A 17,366-nucleotide genomic window follows, 5' to 3' on the forward strand; every position below is an offset into this window, starting at 1 on the left:
TAAGGAAAACTAATCACGGCTAACTCCTGTCTTGTATAGGTCCTACCCTTACTCAAAACACATTTTTTACGCTGCATAAATACAGACTCAAACAAAAAAACAATGGTATAAAACCGTGAAAATAACCTATATTTTTCTTTGAAAATCAGCAACTTATGAGTATTATTGAAGTACAATTTTGTATTTATTCAATAAAAAAACGCTACTTATGAAGTATAAAAGGTATTGTGACAGATGATTTTTTTAGTAAAAAAGACATTATCAAACCAATAGAATCAACTAGCAGAACCATACAAACCAGGTACATTGACACTCCTCATAAACAATTTAAAATACATCTCAATCAGAGACTAAATATTGAATCTACAAGAAGTCGACAAGGGTAGTTTACTATCAATTTACCTCATAAATCAAGATGACATGTGAGGTATGGTAGCGTTGACGAGAATATAACTTATAGACCTTTAAAGATATATTGATATAACGAATAGGAAACCGTGTATTTTCCCACAGGCTCGTTATTGACTCAATCGGGCAAAGTCTCGATGAGCAGGAAAATACAACTTTTCTCTTTATAAAAAGAAGATGTATGTGAGAACAATGTATACAAAAGGTGAAAAGGAATGAAAATGTATGTTGCCACCTCTCCTATTGTCAGCTATAGGATAATTAGGGCTTACTCTAAAATTTACGGATTGAATGTTTTTAAAATTATATAATACTACTTCTGTAAAATAATAAACTGATGATGAGAACCTTTGTTGAATTAGAAACCAGTTAGAAAACTCTTCTATCAAGTTGATAGAAATAGGCATTCTTCACAAGATATGTATTAAGTAATTTCTCTCTTAATTGTAAATAAGAGAGTATCTAATCTGGATCACTTCAGATTTCAAAGGCCCAAGTTGTAAACCGATAGATATTTTTAGTTATAGAAAAGCCTTCCATAAGGAAAATATGGTGGCTCTGAACAAGCATACTAAGGAAAAAATCAAAGCATATATCAATCAATATAAAGAAGAATAGAGCTTATCAAATGATAGTATTAAAAAAGAAAAATAAGGTAATCAAAACATATACAGACTTTACATTCGAGTGTTCACAAGTAGAAGTACAATTCATAAAACCAAAGCTTTTCGCTAAGAGATTGTCAAACTTATTATTAAAGAAGTGAAAAGAGCAAGTTTTAGAGCAAACCAAGACTATTTTGCCGGCGCAGGCTGAGCAGCCTGATGAAGGTGCAGCCTATGTATTTTAGTTCATAAAGAACTTTATTATTATCTGCCTTTGCAGCCTTTGTAAAATAATTTTAGACAACCTCTAAGAGGAGGTCTAATTTATTTTGAAGAAACCAAATGAGTAGATGTTATAAAAGGCCAGGATTATTTCGAGAAATACGAACAAAGTTATAGTCTTTAAAAGAAGTGAAAATGTGAGACAGAAGATAAGTCTGTAACTCTACAAAATTATGTAGAGATCTTCTTAGGAAGATATATAAAACCAGGATTGTATCGGGTGTAGTAGACTCATGAAGTTGATACTCATTTAAGCGTTGAACCAAATTATGAGAGACAGAAAAGATCAGAATAAATCCGGTGATCCTTTTATTCTGACATGATAAGAAAGCAAGTTCAAAACAACTGCGGTCTTATTGTTTCCAATCTGATATCATCGACTCTCTAAGTCATGTACTCTTAAACAAATGATGCTGAATCGGAATTCAGTTAAGAGTTGTGATAGGAGATGTGCTCTCTAAAACTCCAGATGGAATCAGCTAGATGAACAAGATATATAAAGAAGCAAAATGAAATTGTGCAGAAAATGAAAAGATAGAAAAATCATTTGGCTCAAAAACTTTTGCCAATACGGTTAGAGGAGCAGAGACTTTCAGTCTCCTCCTAGTAAATCATAATGATAGAACCCGGATTGTGAAAATCGATAAGACAACACTTATCAAAAACTAATTGGTCATTTTAGTAAAAGTTCGCATAACAAACACTTTATAATACACGAACAAAACTGACATATTGACAGCTTTCAGATAGATCTACGGATCTTATAACCAAAGAATATTTTCTTTTCTTAAAAACAGGAAAGAACGGCTATTCTATTGAGTAAAGGCAACTTTTCACAGATTTTACTTTCAAAATTCCACTTCGACTTTCATTGTATAAACTCCTCTCCAAAAACACAAAATCAAAAGGTCAAGAAGGGATGTTCTGATTTAAGGTCTATTTTTTCTTAGCAAAAAAATAAAACAATGTGGATAACTCTGTGGATTAGTGGAAAACTCGAGTGGATAAAGACCCATTTAGTGTTTATCTAGCGTTTATCCAAAGCGGATAACCCAACCCTCATTATTCTATCCTGACCAAAAAGTGGATAAACCTATACTTATCCACAATGTACCCCTACACTTATCCACACATGTGAACAACTTCTTATGCACAAGTAAAAAAATCAGGAAAATGTGTATAACTTATGAAAAATACTGAGAATCTTGTGGAAAAGTGTGGATAAATATGTGGATAACGACCTACTTATCCACAAACTATTGACACTTGCAAACTTATTCTATCCGGTTTTCCACTTTTCCACTTATCCACGGACTAATGGTAGTATTAGATTTTATTTAAAAAAAGAATTAATATTATATATAAGAAAGAAAGGACTTGAACGGTTATATGAAAAGACACACACACACATTTCGCAAAATGAAAAAACAAGTACTGCTGACACTGACATTCGGGATACTGTCAGTGTTGATGTGCTGGGGCCAGCAACAGGAAATTAAACTCGCAGATGAATATCTTCAACAAAATGAACCTGAGAAGGCAAGGGAGATTTATCGAAAGTTGATAAAAGAAGAACGGGTGGTGCCAGTAGTACAAAGGAAATATGTTCAGACATTACAAAAGTTGCAAGCTTGGGATGAAGCAGAGAAATTTTTAAAGAAACAGGCTAAGTCTAGTACGGAGCAACCCGTTTATAAAGCAGAACTGGCCGTGATCCAGGATTTGCAAGGAAAAAAAGAGGATGCACAGAAAAGTGTGAACCGGTTGATAGACGATATTAAAAAGAACCCTCAGCAGATTCATCAGATCGCTCAATACCTGCTCGAGAACCAGCATCCCGACTGGACTGAGAAAATGTATCTAGAGGCCCGTAAAAGCAGCGGGAGCCCTAGTGAATATGCCTTCCAGCTAGCACATCTTTATAAAAGCAGCGGAGAGACAGAAAAGATGCTTGATGAGTATGTAAGTATTGCTGCAGAAGCACATGATAATTTGGTTGTGGTTCAGAATGCTATGCAGGATGATCTGGAAAAACCTGAGGATTTTGAAAAGCTTGAGAAAGTATTACTTGCAAAACTTCAGAAAGAACCCAATCAGATCGTCTATAATGATTTGCTTATTTGGTTCTACATGCAACAAAAAGATTTTCATCGGGCTTTTTTACAGGCAAGGGCAATTGATCGCAGGATGAAAATGGAAGGACAACGATTGATGGAAATAGGACAAATAAGTTTGCAAAATAAGGACTACAAAGCTGCAAGTGAAATTTTTGAATATCTGGTGAAAGAATATCCACAAAGTAATAACTATCCTATGGCAAGACGATATCTTGTAAATGCCAAAGAAGAACTAGTGAAAAATGCATATCCTGTGGATAAAGGTGCAATACGTTCATTGATTGGAGATTATAAAATTTTACTGAGCGAACTTGGACGGAGCCCTAAAACGGTTGAGGCAATGAGAAGTACTGCTTTACTGTATGGATTCTATTTAAATGAAAAAGACACGGCAATAACTCTTCTCCAGGATGCTATTAAAATTGCTCGAACGGATCAGCGATTTATCGATAAATGTAAGTTAGACTTAGGGGATATTTATTTACTTAAAAGTGAACCTTGGGAAGCAACTCTCATTTATTCACAAGTAGAGAAAGATGAAAAAGATAGTCCTTTGGGTTACGATGCCAAATTGCGGAATGCCCGTTTGAATTATTTCAAAGGTGATTTTCAACTAGCTCAAGAACATCTTGATATCTTGAAACTGGCAACATCACGAGAGATTGCTAATGATGCTATGTCATTGAGTATCCTCATACAAGATAATACGGGATTAGATAGTACAGGTGAGGCAATGCGTGAATATGCTAATGTCGAACTGTTATTATTTCAAAATAGAGATGAAGAAGCGTTGGAAAAGCTTAATCATATGATGACAACCTATGCAGGACATAGTCTGGCTGATGAAATTCTCTGGCAACAGGCTCAGATATATATGAAAAGAGGTAACAGTGAAGTGGCAGTCGAAAAACTGCAGAAAATTGTGACAGAGTATGGATATGATATTTTAAGTGATGATGCAGAGTTTTTAATAGCGAAGCTGAAAGAGGAAAAGCTTGGAAAGAAAGAAGAAGCTATGGAGATGTATAAGAACTTTTTAATTAAATATCCAGGTAGTATTTATGTAGTCGAAGCAAGGAAAAGATATCGTAATCTTAGAGGTGATACTCAATAAATGAATCAACTATCTACTACCCTATCGCAAGCTAAACAGCTTGCGATTTTTTTGTCTTTTAATTAATAATTGCGTACACAATTGTACGATTTTTGTCAAGGAATTATGTTAAAATAGTTATATAAAAAGATGAAATATAAATTTTGCTGAAAAAGGTTTTTATAATTTAATTGCTGTAAATTGGATTAGGCCACGTGATCAATAGTGATAAGTAACGTTTGCCAAGAAAGACGATAGTTCTGATTGTAGAGATAATTATATTATAATTCGGATAAAATACAATTGAAGATCTTAAGTATTTTGTTAACGATTAGCTTATTAAATGATTATAGGATGAATTGTAACTATATATTTATAAAGGTAAATCTACTTAGTATACTATTAATAATTGTATTTATAGGAATAGGATTTCCGCAATCTGAATTGAGTTTTAAAAGATATACAGTCAAAGAAGGACTTTCACACAATTATATACGAGAAATACTTCAGGATCAAGATGGTTTTATATGGATCGCAACAGAAGATGGACTAAACAAATTTAATGGCTACACATTTCATCCATATAGGCAAAGTACAGGTAATAGTGTAGTTCCTATCAATCATGCTATAATGGCTTTGTCAGAGGATATAAATGGAGATATTTGGATAGGTACCTGGGGTGGCGGGGTCTATATATATAATAAACGATTAGACAATTTTATACAATTGGCACATGAAAATACAAACCATACTATTAGTTCCAATTTTATTTATGACTTATATAATGACTCAAGAGGAATAATGTGGATAGGTACAGGTGATAAAGGATTAGATAAAGTAGATATTACAAACTTTAAAGTAACAAATTACTCTTATAATCCCAATGATAAACAAAGCATTAGTCATAATAGAGCTATATCAATTGCTGAAGATCAAGAAGGTAACTTATGGGTAGGTACATTAGGTGGCGGATTAAATTGTTTGAATATTAAAACAGGAAAATTTAAAAAATTTAATCATAGCGAAAAAGACAGTCGCTCATTAAGTGATAATAATGCCTATTGTGTATACAATGATCACAAGAATAGACTTTGGGTTGGTACATGGGATAAGGGCCTTAATTTACTGGATAAAACTACAGGTAAATTCACCCACTTTCAGTATAAAGAAGGCAATAATGCTAGTATTTGCAATGACCAGGTTTGGACTATAACTGAAACAAAAGATAAAGTACTTTGTGTAGGAACAGATAATGGCTTGTCATTATATAATGAAAAAGATAGTCGTTTCTATAACTATCAAAATGATCCTTTTGATATAAGAAGCCTTTCTTCAAATAGTATAAAAAGTTTGTACACCGATCGAGAAGGGAGATTATGGATAGGTACCTATAATAGTGGCTTAAATATGTATGATAAATATTTAGTTCAAATGGGGCACTATTACAAGAAAATAGCAGCGAATACAATTACACATAATGATATTAGTTCTTTTCTGGAGGATGATGAAGGTAATATTCTGATTGGGAGTGATGGTGGTGGATTAACAATATTTGACAGGGAGATGAATAATGCAATGCATTATCAATATAAAGTGAAGAAGAAGAATGGAATAGGAGGAAATAAACTTAAGACGATACTGCAAGATAAAAAAGGGAGAATATGGATAGGTTTCTGGGGTAGTGGATTAGATTATTTTGATAAAAAACGAAAAGAGTTTACCCATTTCAGGAAAGCCATACAACAAGATGGGAAACATCTCAATAGTGATAATATCACATGTATGGCAGAAGACAAGGATGGAATACTATGGCTGGGTACGTTTGGAGGAGGAATTAACACATTTGATTCAGAAAGCCATACATTTACATATTATGTGCCAGATGTACAGGATACTACAAGTGTCAGTGATATTCTTATATGGGCTGTATTAGTAGACACACACAATAATATATGGATAGGTACAAGTAATGGACGTTTAAACTTATTTGATCCGGAAAAAAAACGATTTATAAAAGTTCCATTGGTAACATCTCAGGAGACAAGTCATGCTATATTTGATTTATTTGAAGACTCAAAGGGAAAGTTATGGATAGGAACAGGAGGAGGTGGAATAAAAGTATTGGACAGAAATAGGCATATTATTGGTACATTTACTAAAGCAAATGGACTACCTAGCAATAATGTTAATGCTATTGAAGAGGACAACCAAGGTAATATTTGGGTCAGCACAAATCAGGGAATTGCAAGAATCACTCCTCAAACAAAAAAAGTAAAGGTATTTGATAGCAATGATGGATTGCAAGGTTTACAATTTAACCGTCGGGCTTCATTAAAATTAGCATCAGGAAAATTACTTTTTGGAGGAAATAATGGGTTTAATTTTTTCAACCCATCGGATTTACTAATTCCGTCTGCAAAATATCCGGTTGTATTTGTTGATTTTCAGATTTTTAATAAACCTGTTACAATTGGCGATTCTTCTCCACTCAAACAACAGATAAGTGAATCGGACAGAATAGAATTATCCTATCAACAATCGGTTTTCAGTATTGAGTATGCTGCACTAAACTATACAACACCTGAAAAAGTACAATACAAATACCGCCTTAAAGGATTTGTGGATGAAACATGGCAAAATGTTGGAGACGTTAGAAAAGTCACCTACACAAATCTTGATCCTGGAAAATATACTTTTGAAGTAACTACACTTCAGGATGACGGCTCAAATGGAAATATCCGATCTCTGGTAATAGTGGTGATTCCACCGTGGTGGAAAACATGGTGGGTCCGGACAATTATGCTACTAGGTATATTTTCAATGTTTATAACAATCTACTATCTCCGTCTTAAAAATATTCAAAGGGCTAACTTGTTGCTGGAAAAAGAAGTAAGAACACGCACAGAGGATTTACAACTGGCTAATCGTGCCTTAGTAGAAAAAAACCAATTGATACAGGAACAGAAAGAAGAAATAGAGGCTCAGGCAGAAGAACTTATTGAATCAAATAATGAAATCAGAAGTATAAATTTACGGTTGGAAGAACATGTAGATATACGTACAGCTGATCTAAAGAAGACTAACCAGGAACTGGATAATTTTGTATATCGTGTTTCTCATGATATTCGTGCGCCCTTATCTTCTTTACTGGGATTGATAGGATTGATGCAGGAAGAAACAAACTTGGATCAGTTGAGTAGCTATCTGGAGATGGCACAAAGAAGTATTTATAAATTGGATGGATTTGTGAAAGATATTCTGGATTATTCCAGAAATAGTCGTACAACATTAGACAGAAAGCAAATAGATTTTTCTATACTGGTAGATAATATTTGGAAAGAACTAGAGTATATGGAAAATGCTAGCCGACTAGATATTATCAAAGACTATGAATTGCATAAGCCATTCTGGAGTGATGAAAATCGATTAAGAGTAGTTTTCCGAAATCTGTTTTCAAATGCTATTAAATATCAGAAAATCAGAGAGCAACATCCTTTTCTTAAAATAAAAGTTATAACTGATGGGAATGACGCTGTTATAACAATAGAAGATAACGGAATAGGAATTGAAAAAGGACATCTCGATAAAGTATTTGGTATGTTTTATAGAGGAAGTGCTCAATCTACTGGTTCTGGAATCGGATTATACATTGTAAAAGAAACAATTGAGAAACTAAATGGTTTTATCCAACTTCACTCTGAATATGGTAAAGGAACTAGCTTTACTATCAGATTACCTAGTATTGAAAACGGTTAGCCTTTACCTTCCCATTCCATATAGAATTGCTGCAGGAATTGTTCCATAAAGTGATGTCTCTTTTCAGCTATACGTTTTCCTGTAGATGTGTTCATTCGATCCTTTAAAAGAAGCAGCTTTTCATAAAAATGATTGATAGTAGGGGCTGTACTCTTTTTGTATTCTTCCTTTGACATTTGAAGATTGGGTGCAATCTGAGGATTATACAATTCTCGATTTTTAAACCCACCATAATTAAATGCTCTGGCTATGCCAATTGCACCCATAGCATCAAGTCGGTCGGCATCCTGAACTACTGCAAGTTCAAGAGAATAGAATGACGTAGTAAAGTTGCCACCTTTAAATGAAATATTACGGATAATCTGTTCTACATGATCAATAATACTCTGGTCTATAGATTGTGCCTTTAAAAAAAATGCTGCTTTCTGAGGACCAATTTCTTCATCTCCATCGTGAAATTTGGCATCTGCTATATCGTGGAGAAGTGCAGCTAGTTCAACAACCAGACTATTAACAGATTCAGTTTGAGAGATGAGTTTTGCATTATGCCATACACGTTCAATATGCCACCAATCATGTCCTCCTTCGGCATTCTGAAGCTCTTTTTTTACATAGGTAATAGTATTCTCTATAATAAGTTGATCATTCTGCATTTCTATTTAATTTAGGTTTCAAAAATACACTCTTTTATTATTTAATGGGAATAATTTATGCCGCCACGTCCTTACATACTTGCAGAAACAAATTGGAAAACAGTAAAAGAAACCCCTTATGAAGTTGTGGTACTTCCCTGGGGTGCCACAGAAGCACACAATTACCATCTGCCTTATGGGACAGATAATTTTCAATGTGATTATGTCGCCGCTGAATCGGCTCGAATAGCGTGGGAGAAAGGTGCCAAAGTTGTGGTTTTGCCTACAATTCCATTTGGCGTTAATACAGGGCAGCTAGATATAACACTGGATATCAATATGATGCCAAGTACACAAATGGCTATTTTGAAGGATGTAGTAGACGTTTTGGCTAGACAAGGTATTCCTAAACTGGTAATACTAAACGGACATGGAGGTAATAATTTCCAGCAGATGCTTCGGGAACTACAGGCATTATATCCTACGGTATTCTTGTGTACAATTCACTGGTTCAGGGTTATTGATGGACGCAACTATTTTGATGATCCCGGAGATCATGCTGGTGCAATGGAAACCAGTGCAATGATGCATATAGCACCTGACTGGGTACTGGATCTTTCAGAAGCGGGAGATGGATCATCGAAGCCATTTAAAATAAAGGGATTTCAGGAAGGATGGGCTTGGGCACAGCGCGAATGGAGTAAGGTAACCGCAGATACTGGCGTTGGCAATCCATACGAATCTACGCCTGAAAAGGGAAAGAGGTATTTAGATGTTGTAACAGAAAAGATAGGAGGTTTTCTAGTAGAGTTATCTGCAGCAGATGCAAAAAATATGTATGAATAAGCCGTTAATAATAAACCCCACTGATAGCCAGTGGGGTTAGCGGTTGAAATCTTGGGTTGTAAAGTGGTTTGTTTATAGAAATCATCAAATGGATGATTAGTTTCCATTTACGCTAAAATTGAATGATAGGTTTTCGTTTAGTAAAGCTTTTTTCAGTGCATCAATATTTTTCTGAATAGACACATCTACCTGTTTACGCATACTTTCCATATCTTTTTGTTTCCACTCTTTATTTAATTCCTTGTTTTCCACACCACTAACGGTAACAAAACCCAAATCTACAGGATGAGATAATTTGGGATTGGCTTCATGATAAAAGTTATTAAACTCATACATAAAAATGCCATCCTTTATTAACAGGGTTGCCACATAAACTACCCTTCCATCTGTTGATGCTTTTTTGTTTGTGTATTCACTGGTGAATGGTACTTCACTCCCCATAGAAACCATACCCATCTCCTCACTTATAAAAGAAATCGTGTTTTTGTTACTATTAAGCCAATTTTGTGCTCTTTCGATAAGTTGAGCTTTACTGACACCTGGAACTTCTATTGTTTCAGAGTAGGCAACTAACCCATTGGATTGTGCCATTTGTAGAGATTGAGCCCATGAAAAGGAACCACAAAGGAATAAGAATAAACCTACCAGGTTTCTGCAAAAATTTGGGTGGAAGAAAGTATATGCTTTCATATGGTAAATGAGTAAAAAACGATTTAGATGTAAGAGTAGTTGCATGTGTTTTGTATACATATATACTTATGCGAAAAAAAAGGTAAACCTTACATGGTAAATAAAAAATAAAAATATGTACGCAAAATAATAATATGTTGATTGATAAGGTTTTGTGATTTTTTGAAATAGATAAAGTACTATAATTCTTACTTATGTTAGAAAAATGAAAGTCTAAAAAAAGCAAAATGCAGGGTATACACCTAAAAAAGATAGTATTTTTGAATGCATATTTTTAATAAGATACAACAGGGCATCATTTATCTGCTAACATCACAAAAAAAATGGGTCATCAAATCCAAATAGAAAAAAGCATAACTACTTCTCTTACTTCTTTTCTGGAGGTAAATAAATACAGTCAACTTATTGTATTGGTTGACGAAAATACTAAGAGATACTGTTATCCTTTGGTAAAAGCTACTTTACCTAAGCACACTCTTATTCAGATAAAAAGTGGTGAAGAGCAGAAGCATTTGGAAACATGTATGATGATCTGGCAGAAAATGACAGATGCTCAATTAGACCGAAAAGCGTTGCTAATCAATCTTGGTGGTGGGGTAATTGGGGATATGGGAGGATTTTGTGCGGCAACCTACAAAAGAGGCATCGACTTTATACAGATGCCTACCACATTGCTTTCTCAGGTAGACGCCAGTGTTGGAGGTAAGTTAGGCATTGATTTTCATGGTTTGAAAAACCATATTGGGGTTTTTCAAAATCCGAAGGCAGTGTTAATCGCTACTGATTTTCTTCAAACTTTATCGTATGGAGAAGTTCGTTCTGGCTTTGCGGAAGTGATTAAGCACTGTCTTATTGCAGATAGTCAGATGTGGGACGAAATAAGACGCAAGGATTTAGAAGAACAAAGCTGGAATGAATTGGTTAGACATTCTGTGAAGGTGAAAGAAACTATAGTAGAACAGGACCCTACAGAAAAAGGATTGCGGAAGATTCTGAATTTTGGCCATACAATTGGCCATGCAGTAGAGAGTTATTTTCTGGAAAAACCGAAACGAAAATTGCTACATGGTGAAGCCATTGCTATTGGGGTGGTAGCAGAGGCATATCTATCCTATAAAAGAAAGCTACTGCCTGAAGAATCGCTTATGCAAATAGAAGAATTTGTTTTTTCCATCTATGGCAAAGTAGATATTCAGGAAAATGATATGGAAGCTATTGCACCCTTAGCATTACAGGATAAAAAAAATGCAGCCGGGAAAATACAATGTGTCTTATTGAAAGCTATTGGCGAGCCTGTTATTGACCAGCCTATTTCTCTTAAGGATATCAAAGATGGATTGAAGTATTACCAGAAATAAAATATAAATGATCCTAAATTTTAGGAAAAGGTTCAAGTCTGCACATAGTAAATCGCAAAAGATTTTTTACCGAAGCAAAGTAATCTGTTTGACCAATGAGGGAATTGCGATTATTCACTGAAATTTCGTTGCTGCGTATAACTCACCACAAAACTTTTTTGACCGAAATTCATCGCAGGAGTTTGATTGATTGGAATAAAAGCAAGATATGATACTTACTCACCCAACTATGATATAAGCATCCAATACAAATTAAAAGCCTATACTCTTCTTAAAAAGTATAGGCTTTTAATTTGTATTATTTCAGATGAAGCAACTTGTATCTGAAATTTAGGAAAATATACAGAATGGTTTCTGCTTTATTAATATTCTATCTTTTCAAAGTAAAAAACAGAGCGTTTCCGATCTACTTTTTTGTCTTCTTTATTCTTAATTCGTTGATCTCCCCATGCCAGGAAATAATTATCATACCAGTAAGCAGTAGAGCTGCGGGTTGCTGCCCTATGTTTATCACCTTCATATTTCTTATCCATTTCCTCCCGGTTTTTATCATCAACTACATTATTACCTTTAACAACCTTAGTGAAGATATGATCATTATAAGAATAAATCAACTTTACAATTTGATTCTCTACATTAACACGGATCATATGTTTTAAGGAGTATTGTTTGACATCTCCCATTTCAAAACAATTATCCCACAATAACTTTCCTTGCTTGTCAAATCCTGCAACTACCGCATGTGTGTAAAGATAGCCATCAAAAACGCGAGTGGTATACGTCATTGCACGACCATTGACATAGCGAGTCTGATATTCAGTTCTATAGGTAGGAACATAAGCTTCTCCAAGGAGAATGTATTGATTGTCCTGTAAAATAAGATCATGTAATAGTAATCGGCAGTTTACTTTTAAATCCTCACCTTTGGCTTTTTTCTTTTCTATCTTCTTTTCCATTTTCTCCTGTCCTTTCTCAGATAAGAATTTAAAGAAGTTAGCAAATTCTGTAAAACTATAATACTTTATATAATCAGTTTTGTCACTTGTAACTCTACTAATGTATAACCCTTGGGCAAAAGTGCTGGTTGTATAAGTTCCGGCTATAATCTTTTCATCATTTACAACAGTCATTCTAGCATCTAATAGTTTTTCCTTGTCTGAGTCTTCCGGATGTATTGTCAGGGAAGATTTACGTTCATTTTTATAAAAGCTATTAAGCTTTATCCCTTGTTTTTTATTATGATTGACTAGAGATGTAATATCTACTAAACCTTCTCTGTTACGAACCTGTATGTCTTTTAATACTTCTCCCTTCTCTACTCCTATTTGAAGAAACCCTTCTTTTTGTATATCATAATATCCAATAACCTGAGACTTTTTTATGGTGCCCATAAAATAAACGGCGTCATTATAGGCTTTAAAAGACTGAATGGAGAATTTCTTAGGAGTCTCAAATGTTTTTCTGACAGTCTTCTTTGTCAGAATATCAACAACCAGCAGTTCTTTTTTAGCAGACTTATATCTGTTGAACAGGATATAAATTTTAGGAGCAACACTTAATTCATCATAATAATATCGGCTAAAAAAAAGGTCTTCGTCAATAGCTACAGTGGTCTCCCATGATTTCTGAAAATTATTGTCGTATTGGATAAACTCCCAGTTTTTATCATCACTACGGGAAATAGATTCTCCTTCTTTGAAAATCATTAGTCCTTCCTTTCCAATAGGAATCAAATGATAGTTTTCATCTTTGCTCTCTAACTGTATTTCTGTACGTTGTACTTGTTTTACTTGTGCTTTTGAATTAAAAAAAACACCGAGAATAAATAATAATGTAAAAATTCTTTTCATAAATTAAATAATGGTAAAATCTATGCAAATTATAGATGTTTCAATTATTGGATTTAGAAAGAAAATATCATACACTACATTGTATGTTTTCGTACAAAAAAGAACCCCCTGGTAATTGTTACCAGGGGGTTCTTTTTTGTAAAAGCACTTTTATTTTATCTATACAAGACTGAATTAGAGGCCTCAATGATTCGTTTGGTACTTGGAAGAATTGCTTCAATCAGAGTTGGTGCATAAGGTAGAGGAAGATCCATACTGTTTACACGACGAATAGGTGCATCCAGATAATCAAAAGCAAAACGTTGTACGTTATAGGCAATCTCAGAAGAGATGGATGCCAACGGCCATGATTCTTCTACAATAACCAGTCTATTAGTCTTCTTTACAGAGTTGATAACCGTTTCATAATCAATAGGACGTACAGTACGTAGATCGATTACTTCTACTGAGATACCTTGTTTTTCCAGTTCGGCAACAGCTGGCATTACTACACCTCCTGTTTGAGGGTTATCACACAACATTTTACCAAAAGAAACAATAGTAAGATCTTTTCCTTCTTTTTTAACGTGTGCTTTTCCCAGTGGAATCAGGTATTCTTCTTCTGGAACCTCTCCTTTATTGCCATACATCAATTCTGATTCCATAAATATTACAGGATCATTATCACGGATAGATGACTTTAGTAATCCTTTCGCATCATATGGATTAGAAGGCACAACTACTTTCAGACCTGGAGTATTGGCAAACCAGTTTTCGAAATTCTGGCTATGCTGAGAACTTAACATACCTGCATTTCCGGTAGGTCCACGAAATACAATAGGTACAGAATATTGTCCACCAGACATAGACATCATTTTTGCCGCACTATTGATAACCTGATCAATTGCAACCAGCGAAAAGTTGAATGTCATAAACTCAATGATAGGACGAAGACCATTGGCTGCTGCTCCTACTCCAATACCTGCAAAGCCTAGTTCAGCAATGGGTGTATCAATCACACGTTTAGCACCAAATTCGTCTAGCATACCTTGGCTTACTTTGTAAGCGCCATTATATTCTGCAACTTCTTCTCCCATCAAAAACACGTTGGGATCGCGGCGCATTTCTTCAGACATGGCCTCGCGCAAGGCTTCGCGGAATGCAATTTCTCTCATTGTATGATTTTGAGTTATTCGTTATCTGTTAGTTGGTCATTGGTATACCTTAGAAGGAGAACCAATAGAATAAATGCATTTAGAAGGCAACAAAATTAGACAGAAACCAGTAATTAGCAAACTGTTTTTATAATGTACCTGTGATACAATAAAATTCTCTGTAAGTAGAGAACACAAATCGATAAAGGGAGTAACCATAATTATTTAGCAGACGAATAAAAACAACTGATATACAGGAAGATTATCAATTGCCTTAGCAGATATGGAAAATTTTGCCAGGCTATTTCTAAAAGGTATTTCATTGTAAAAACTTTGATAGAAATACAGACTTTACTATTATGCTGATTGTATCAGGATTTTTCCTGAAAATAAGGATTGGGTAAGGTTGTTTTAGTCATTGGTGTGTCAAAAAAATAGTATATTTCATGCCATAAAATCTTGTTTATACACTGGCATTATACCAGTCTAGTAATACGATATGAATCAGCTAACGGAAGAACAAATTGCTCAGTTATCGCCGGACACAGCATCTTTGGCTGCTGGAAAAGGGCTTGCCGGTACATCAAAATGGGTTTCTTTTGGGTATAATGAACGGGTACTGTGGGGTGAAATCAAAGGAAGTGGCAGTACCCCTTATCGCAGCCAGATTGATCTGACAAATACTGCATTTAAATGCAGTTGCCCTAGTCGTAAGTTTCCCTGCAAACATGGACTAGGTCTATATCTGATGTTTACCCGAAATTTTGCAGATTTTACCAAGACTGAGAATGAGCCTGTCTGGGTAAAAGAGTGGATGGATAAACGAGCATCAAAGCCGGCTACTACAGAACCTAAACCTGAAGCAGATGTTGAAATAGTTGCTAAACAGGCTAAAGCAAAAGAAAAAAGGCAAAATAAACGATTGGAAGAAATTGCTGGTGGGGTTGCAGAGTTGGATCTATGGGTAAAGGATTTATTACGTGGAGGTTTATTAGCATTTCCTGAAAAAGGGCCTCAATTCTGGAAAAAAACGGCAGCCCGGATGGTTGATGCGAAAGCCCCTGGATTGGGAAATATGGTCAAAGAATTTCAGGAGATTAATTATTTTTCCGGAAATACCTGGCAAGGAGAAGCACTACAGCAGGCTACCAAAATATTCATGCTGTTAGAAGGTGTAAAAAATATAGATGCTTTACCTACTTTGGTACAGGAAGATGTAAAAAGTTTGATTGGCATTTCTCGTAATCAGAAGGAGCTTTTAGAAGATGCTGCTGCTGAGAAAATTAAAGATATCTGGCTGGTATTAGGCCGACAGCGCGAAGTAAATGACGAAGACCTAACCATTCAACGTGATTGGTTGTATGGCACACAATCCAAACGATTTGCCCTGATTCTAAATTTTGCCTATCGAAGTGCGCCTATTCAGAATTTGGTGGTGCCAGGTACTGCTACTCAAGCTGAACTGGTTTTTTATCCTGGCAATTATCCTTTGAGAGCAGCTATTAAAATGGTGGGCTCCAACTCTACACAATTTCCTGTTCCTGAAATGTTTGCTAACTGGGATGCTGTTCAGGAATATTACACGCAAATTTTGAGCAAGTTTCCCTGGGCCGACAATATTCCTTTGTTTGTAAAGGATTTACTTCCTGTAACCCATGCTTCAAAATGGCATCTGAGAGATTCTGATGGATATATTATGCCATTGCCAGCTGATTTTGACATTCAAAAGCTATATCAGATACTTGCTCTATCTGGCGGAACATCTGTACATATGTCTTTCCTTCAGCAGAAAGATACAGTTGTGCCATTGGGGGTTTGGGTAGAAGGCAAATACAAACTGATCTGATAAATTCTCCTTTAGTGAACTTTATCTGCTATGATAGTAAATCCATATAATGTTAGTGAGCGCATTGAAAGAATAAAGAAAAAACAATATTACACGAATTCATAAGATGAATCTACACATGAAAAGAGTTTAAGGCTACTCCTTTTCAGAAATAATAGAAGATTGGGAAGGCTTACCTTTTGTTAAAGAGAATAAGATATCGGAAGTTGCTGTCTAATCAGAAAAGAATGAATTTGTATAGGCGAATAAAGAGGTTATTACTTATTGAGAAGGAATTTGTTGCAACTTTAGGTGAATATGGCACTCTAGATGTTGATCTGAATGCAGATAGCTATGTAAAGATCTTAGATACAAACTTGCTAAATGGGTATCGTCATGAGGCGAAGGATAAATATGATCCGGTCTTTCTGAATAACACAGATCAGATAAAAGCTGAGATCGGAACTACCTTTGGAATCAGCTTTTATTTCCTGGTAAATAATTCTCACAGAGAAGTTGATATTGAAATAACTTTGCATATTCTCCATCCTGAAATGACAAATCCGCTTACCCAAATAAGTGCACGAAGTCAAACAGATACATTCATCTATACTACGCCTTATTATCAATACATGCATGTAACATTTGAACATGAGTATGAGCTGGTAAAAGGGCAATGGACTTTTCAGGTATGGAAAAATAGTGAACTAGTAATTGAGAAAATATTTGAGATAATATAATTCGTAGAGTCTCTCTAAAGATTTTAAAAAA

General features: G+C 34.9%; 10 protein-coding genes. 6 read left to right on the forward strand and 4 right to left on the reverse strand.

Going from position 1 to position 17,366, the window contains the following annotated elements; all coding sequences use genetic code 11:
- Window positions 1–2,714 precede the first annotated feature (2,714 nt).
- Window positions 2,715–4,526, forward strand: coding sequence for a tetratricopeptide repeat protein (locus QNI15_RS35055; protein WP_314036511.1), 1,812 nt, complete (start codon window positions 2,715–2,717; stop codon window positions 4,524–4,526).
- Between the two features lie 423 nt (window positions 4,527–4,949).
- A complete protein-coding gene (locus QNI15_RS35060; RefSeq protein ID WP_314036513.1) occupies window positions 4,950–8,261 on the forward strand; it encodes a ligand-binding sensor domain-containing protein in 3,312 nt (1,103 codons plus the stop codon).
- Here the strand turns inward: QNI15_RS35060 and QNI15_RS35065 are convergent.
- A complete protein-coding gene (locus tag QNI15_RS35065; RefSeq protein WP_314036515.1) occupies window positions 8,258–8,914 on the reverse strand; it encodes an HD domain-containing protein in 657 nt (218 codons plus the stop codon). The genes QNI15_RS35060 and QNI15_RS35065 overlap by 4 nt on opposite strands.
- 57 nt (window positions 8,915–8,971) lie before the next feature.
- On the opposite strand from QNI15_RS35065, the gene QNI15_RS35070 reads away from it, so the two are divergent.
- Window positions 8,972–9,739, forward strand: a complete 768-nt coding sequence (locus tag QNI15_RS35070) for a creatininase family protein (protein ID WP_314036517.1) — start codon at window positions 8,972–8,974, stop codon at window positions 9,737–9,739.
- A 96-nt stretch (window positions 9,740–9,835) separates the two neighbouring features.
- Here the strand turns inward: QNI15_RS35070 and QNI15_RS35075 are convergent, their stop codons facing one another.
- Entirely contained in the window at window positions 9,836–10,429 is a 594-nt protein-coding gene (locus QNI15_RS35075; RefSeq protein WP_313992327.1) for a DUF4468 domain-containing protein, read from the reverse strand.
- A gap of 323 nt (window positions 10,430–10,752) precedes the next feature.
- Here QNI15_RS35075 and aroB point away from each other — a divergent pair, with 323 nt between their 5' ends.
- Window positions 10,753–11,787, forward strand: a complete 1,035-nt coding sequence (gene aroB / locus QNI15_RS35080; protein WP_313992324.1) for a 3-dehydroquinate synthase — start codon at window positions 10,753–10,755, stop codon at window positions 11,785–11,787.
- Between the two features lie 362 nt (window positions 11,788–12,149).
- On the opposite strand, the gene QNI15_RS35085 is transcribed toward aroB, so the two are convergent.
- Both QNI15_RS35085 and QNI15_RS35090 read right to left on the reverse strand, forming a co-directional pair.
- The gene (locus tag QNI15_RS35085; RefSeq protein ID WP_313992321.1) at window positions 12,150–13,637 is read right to left on the reverse strand and encodes a hypothetical protein; all 1,488 of its coding nucleotides are present in this window, start codon (window positions 13,635–13,637) and stop codon (window positions 12,150–12,152) included.
- 155 nt (window positions 13,638–13,792) lie between these two features.
- Window positions 13,793–14,809, reverse strand: a complete 1,017-nt coding sequence (locus QNI15_RS35090) for a pyruvate dehydrogenase complex E1 component subunit beta (RefSeq protein WP_313981599.1) — start codon at window positions 14,807–14,809, stop codon at window positions 13,793–13,795.
- Between the two features lie 460 nt (window positions 14,810–15,269).
- On the opposite strand from QNI15_RS35090, the gene QNI15_RS35095 reads away from it, so the two are divergent.
- Together QNI15_RS35095 and QNI15_RS35100 are read left to right on the forward strand one after the other, a co-directional pair.
- Window positions 15,270–16,616: an SWIM zinc finger family protein gene (locus QNI15_RS35095; protein WP_314036519.1), complete on the forward strand. Its 1,347-nt coding sequence runs from the start codon at window positions 15,270–15,272 to the stop codon at window positions 16,614–16,616.
- A 227-nt stretch (window positions 16,617–16,843) separates the two neighbouring features.
- On the forward strand, window positions 16,844–17,335 hold the full coding sequence (locus tag QNI15_RS35100) for a DUF3859 domain-containing protein (RefSeq protein ID WP_313992318.1): 492 nt from the start codon (window positions 16,844–16,846) through the stop codon (window positions 17,333–17,335).
- Window positions 17,336–17,366: the final 31 nt, after the last annotated feature.

The organism is Xanthocytophaga flava, assembly GCF_030068545.1.
Lineage (GTDB): Bacteria > Bacteroidota > Bacteroidia > Cytophagales > 172606-1 > Xanthocytophaga > Xanthocytophaga flava.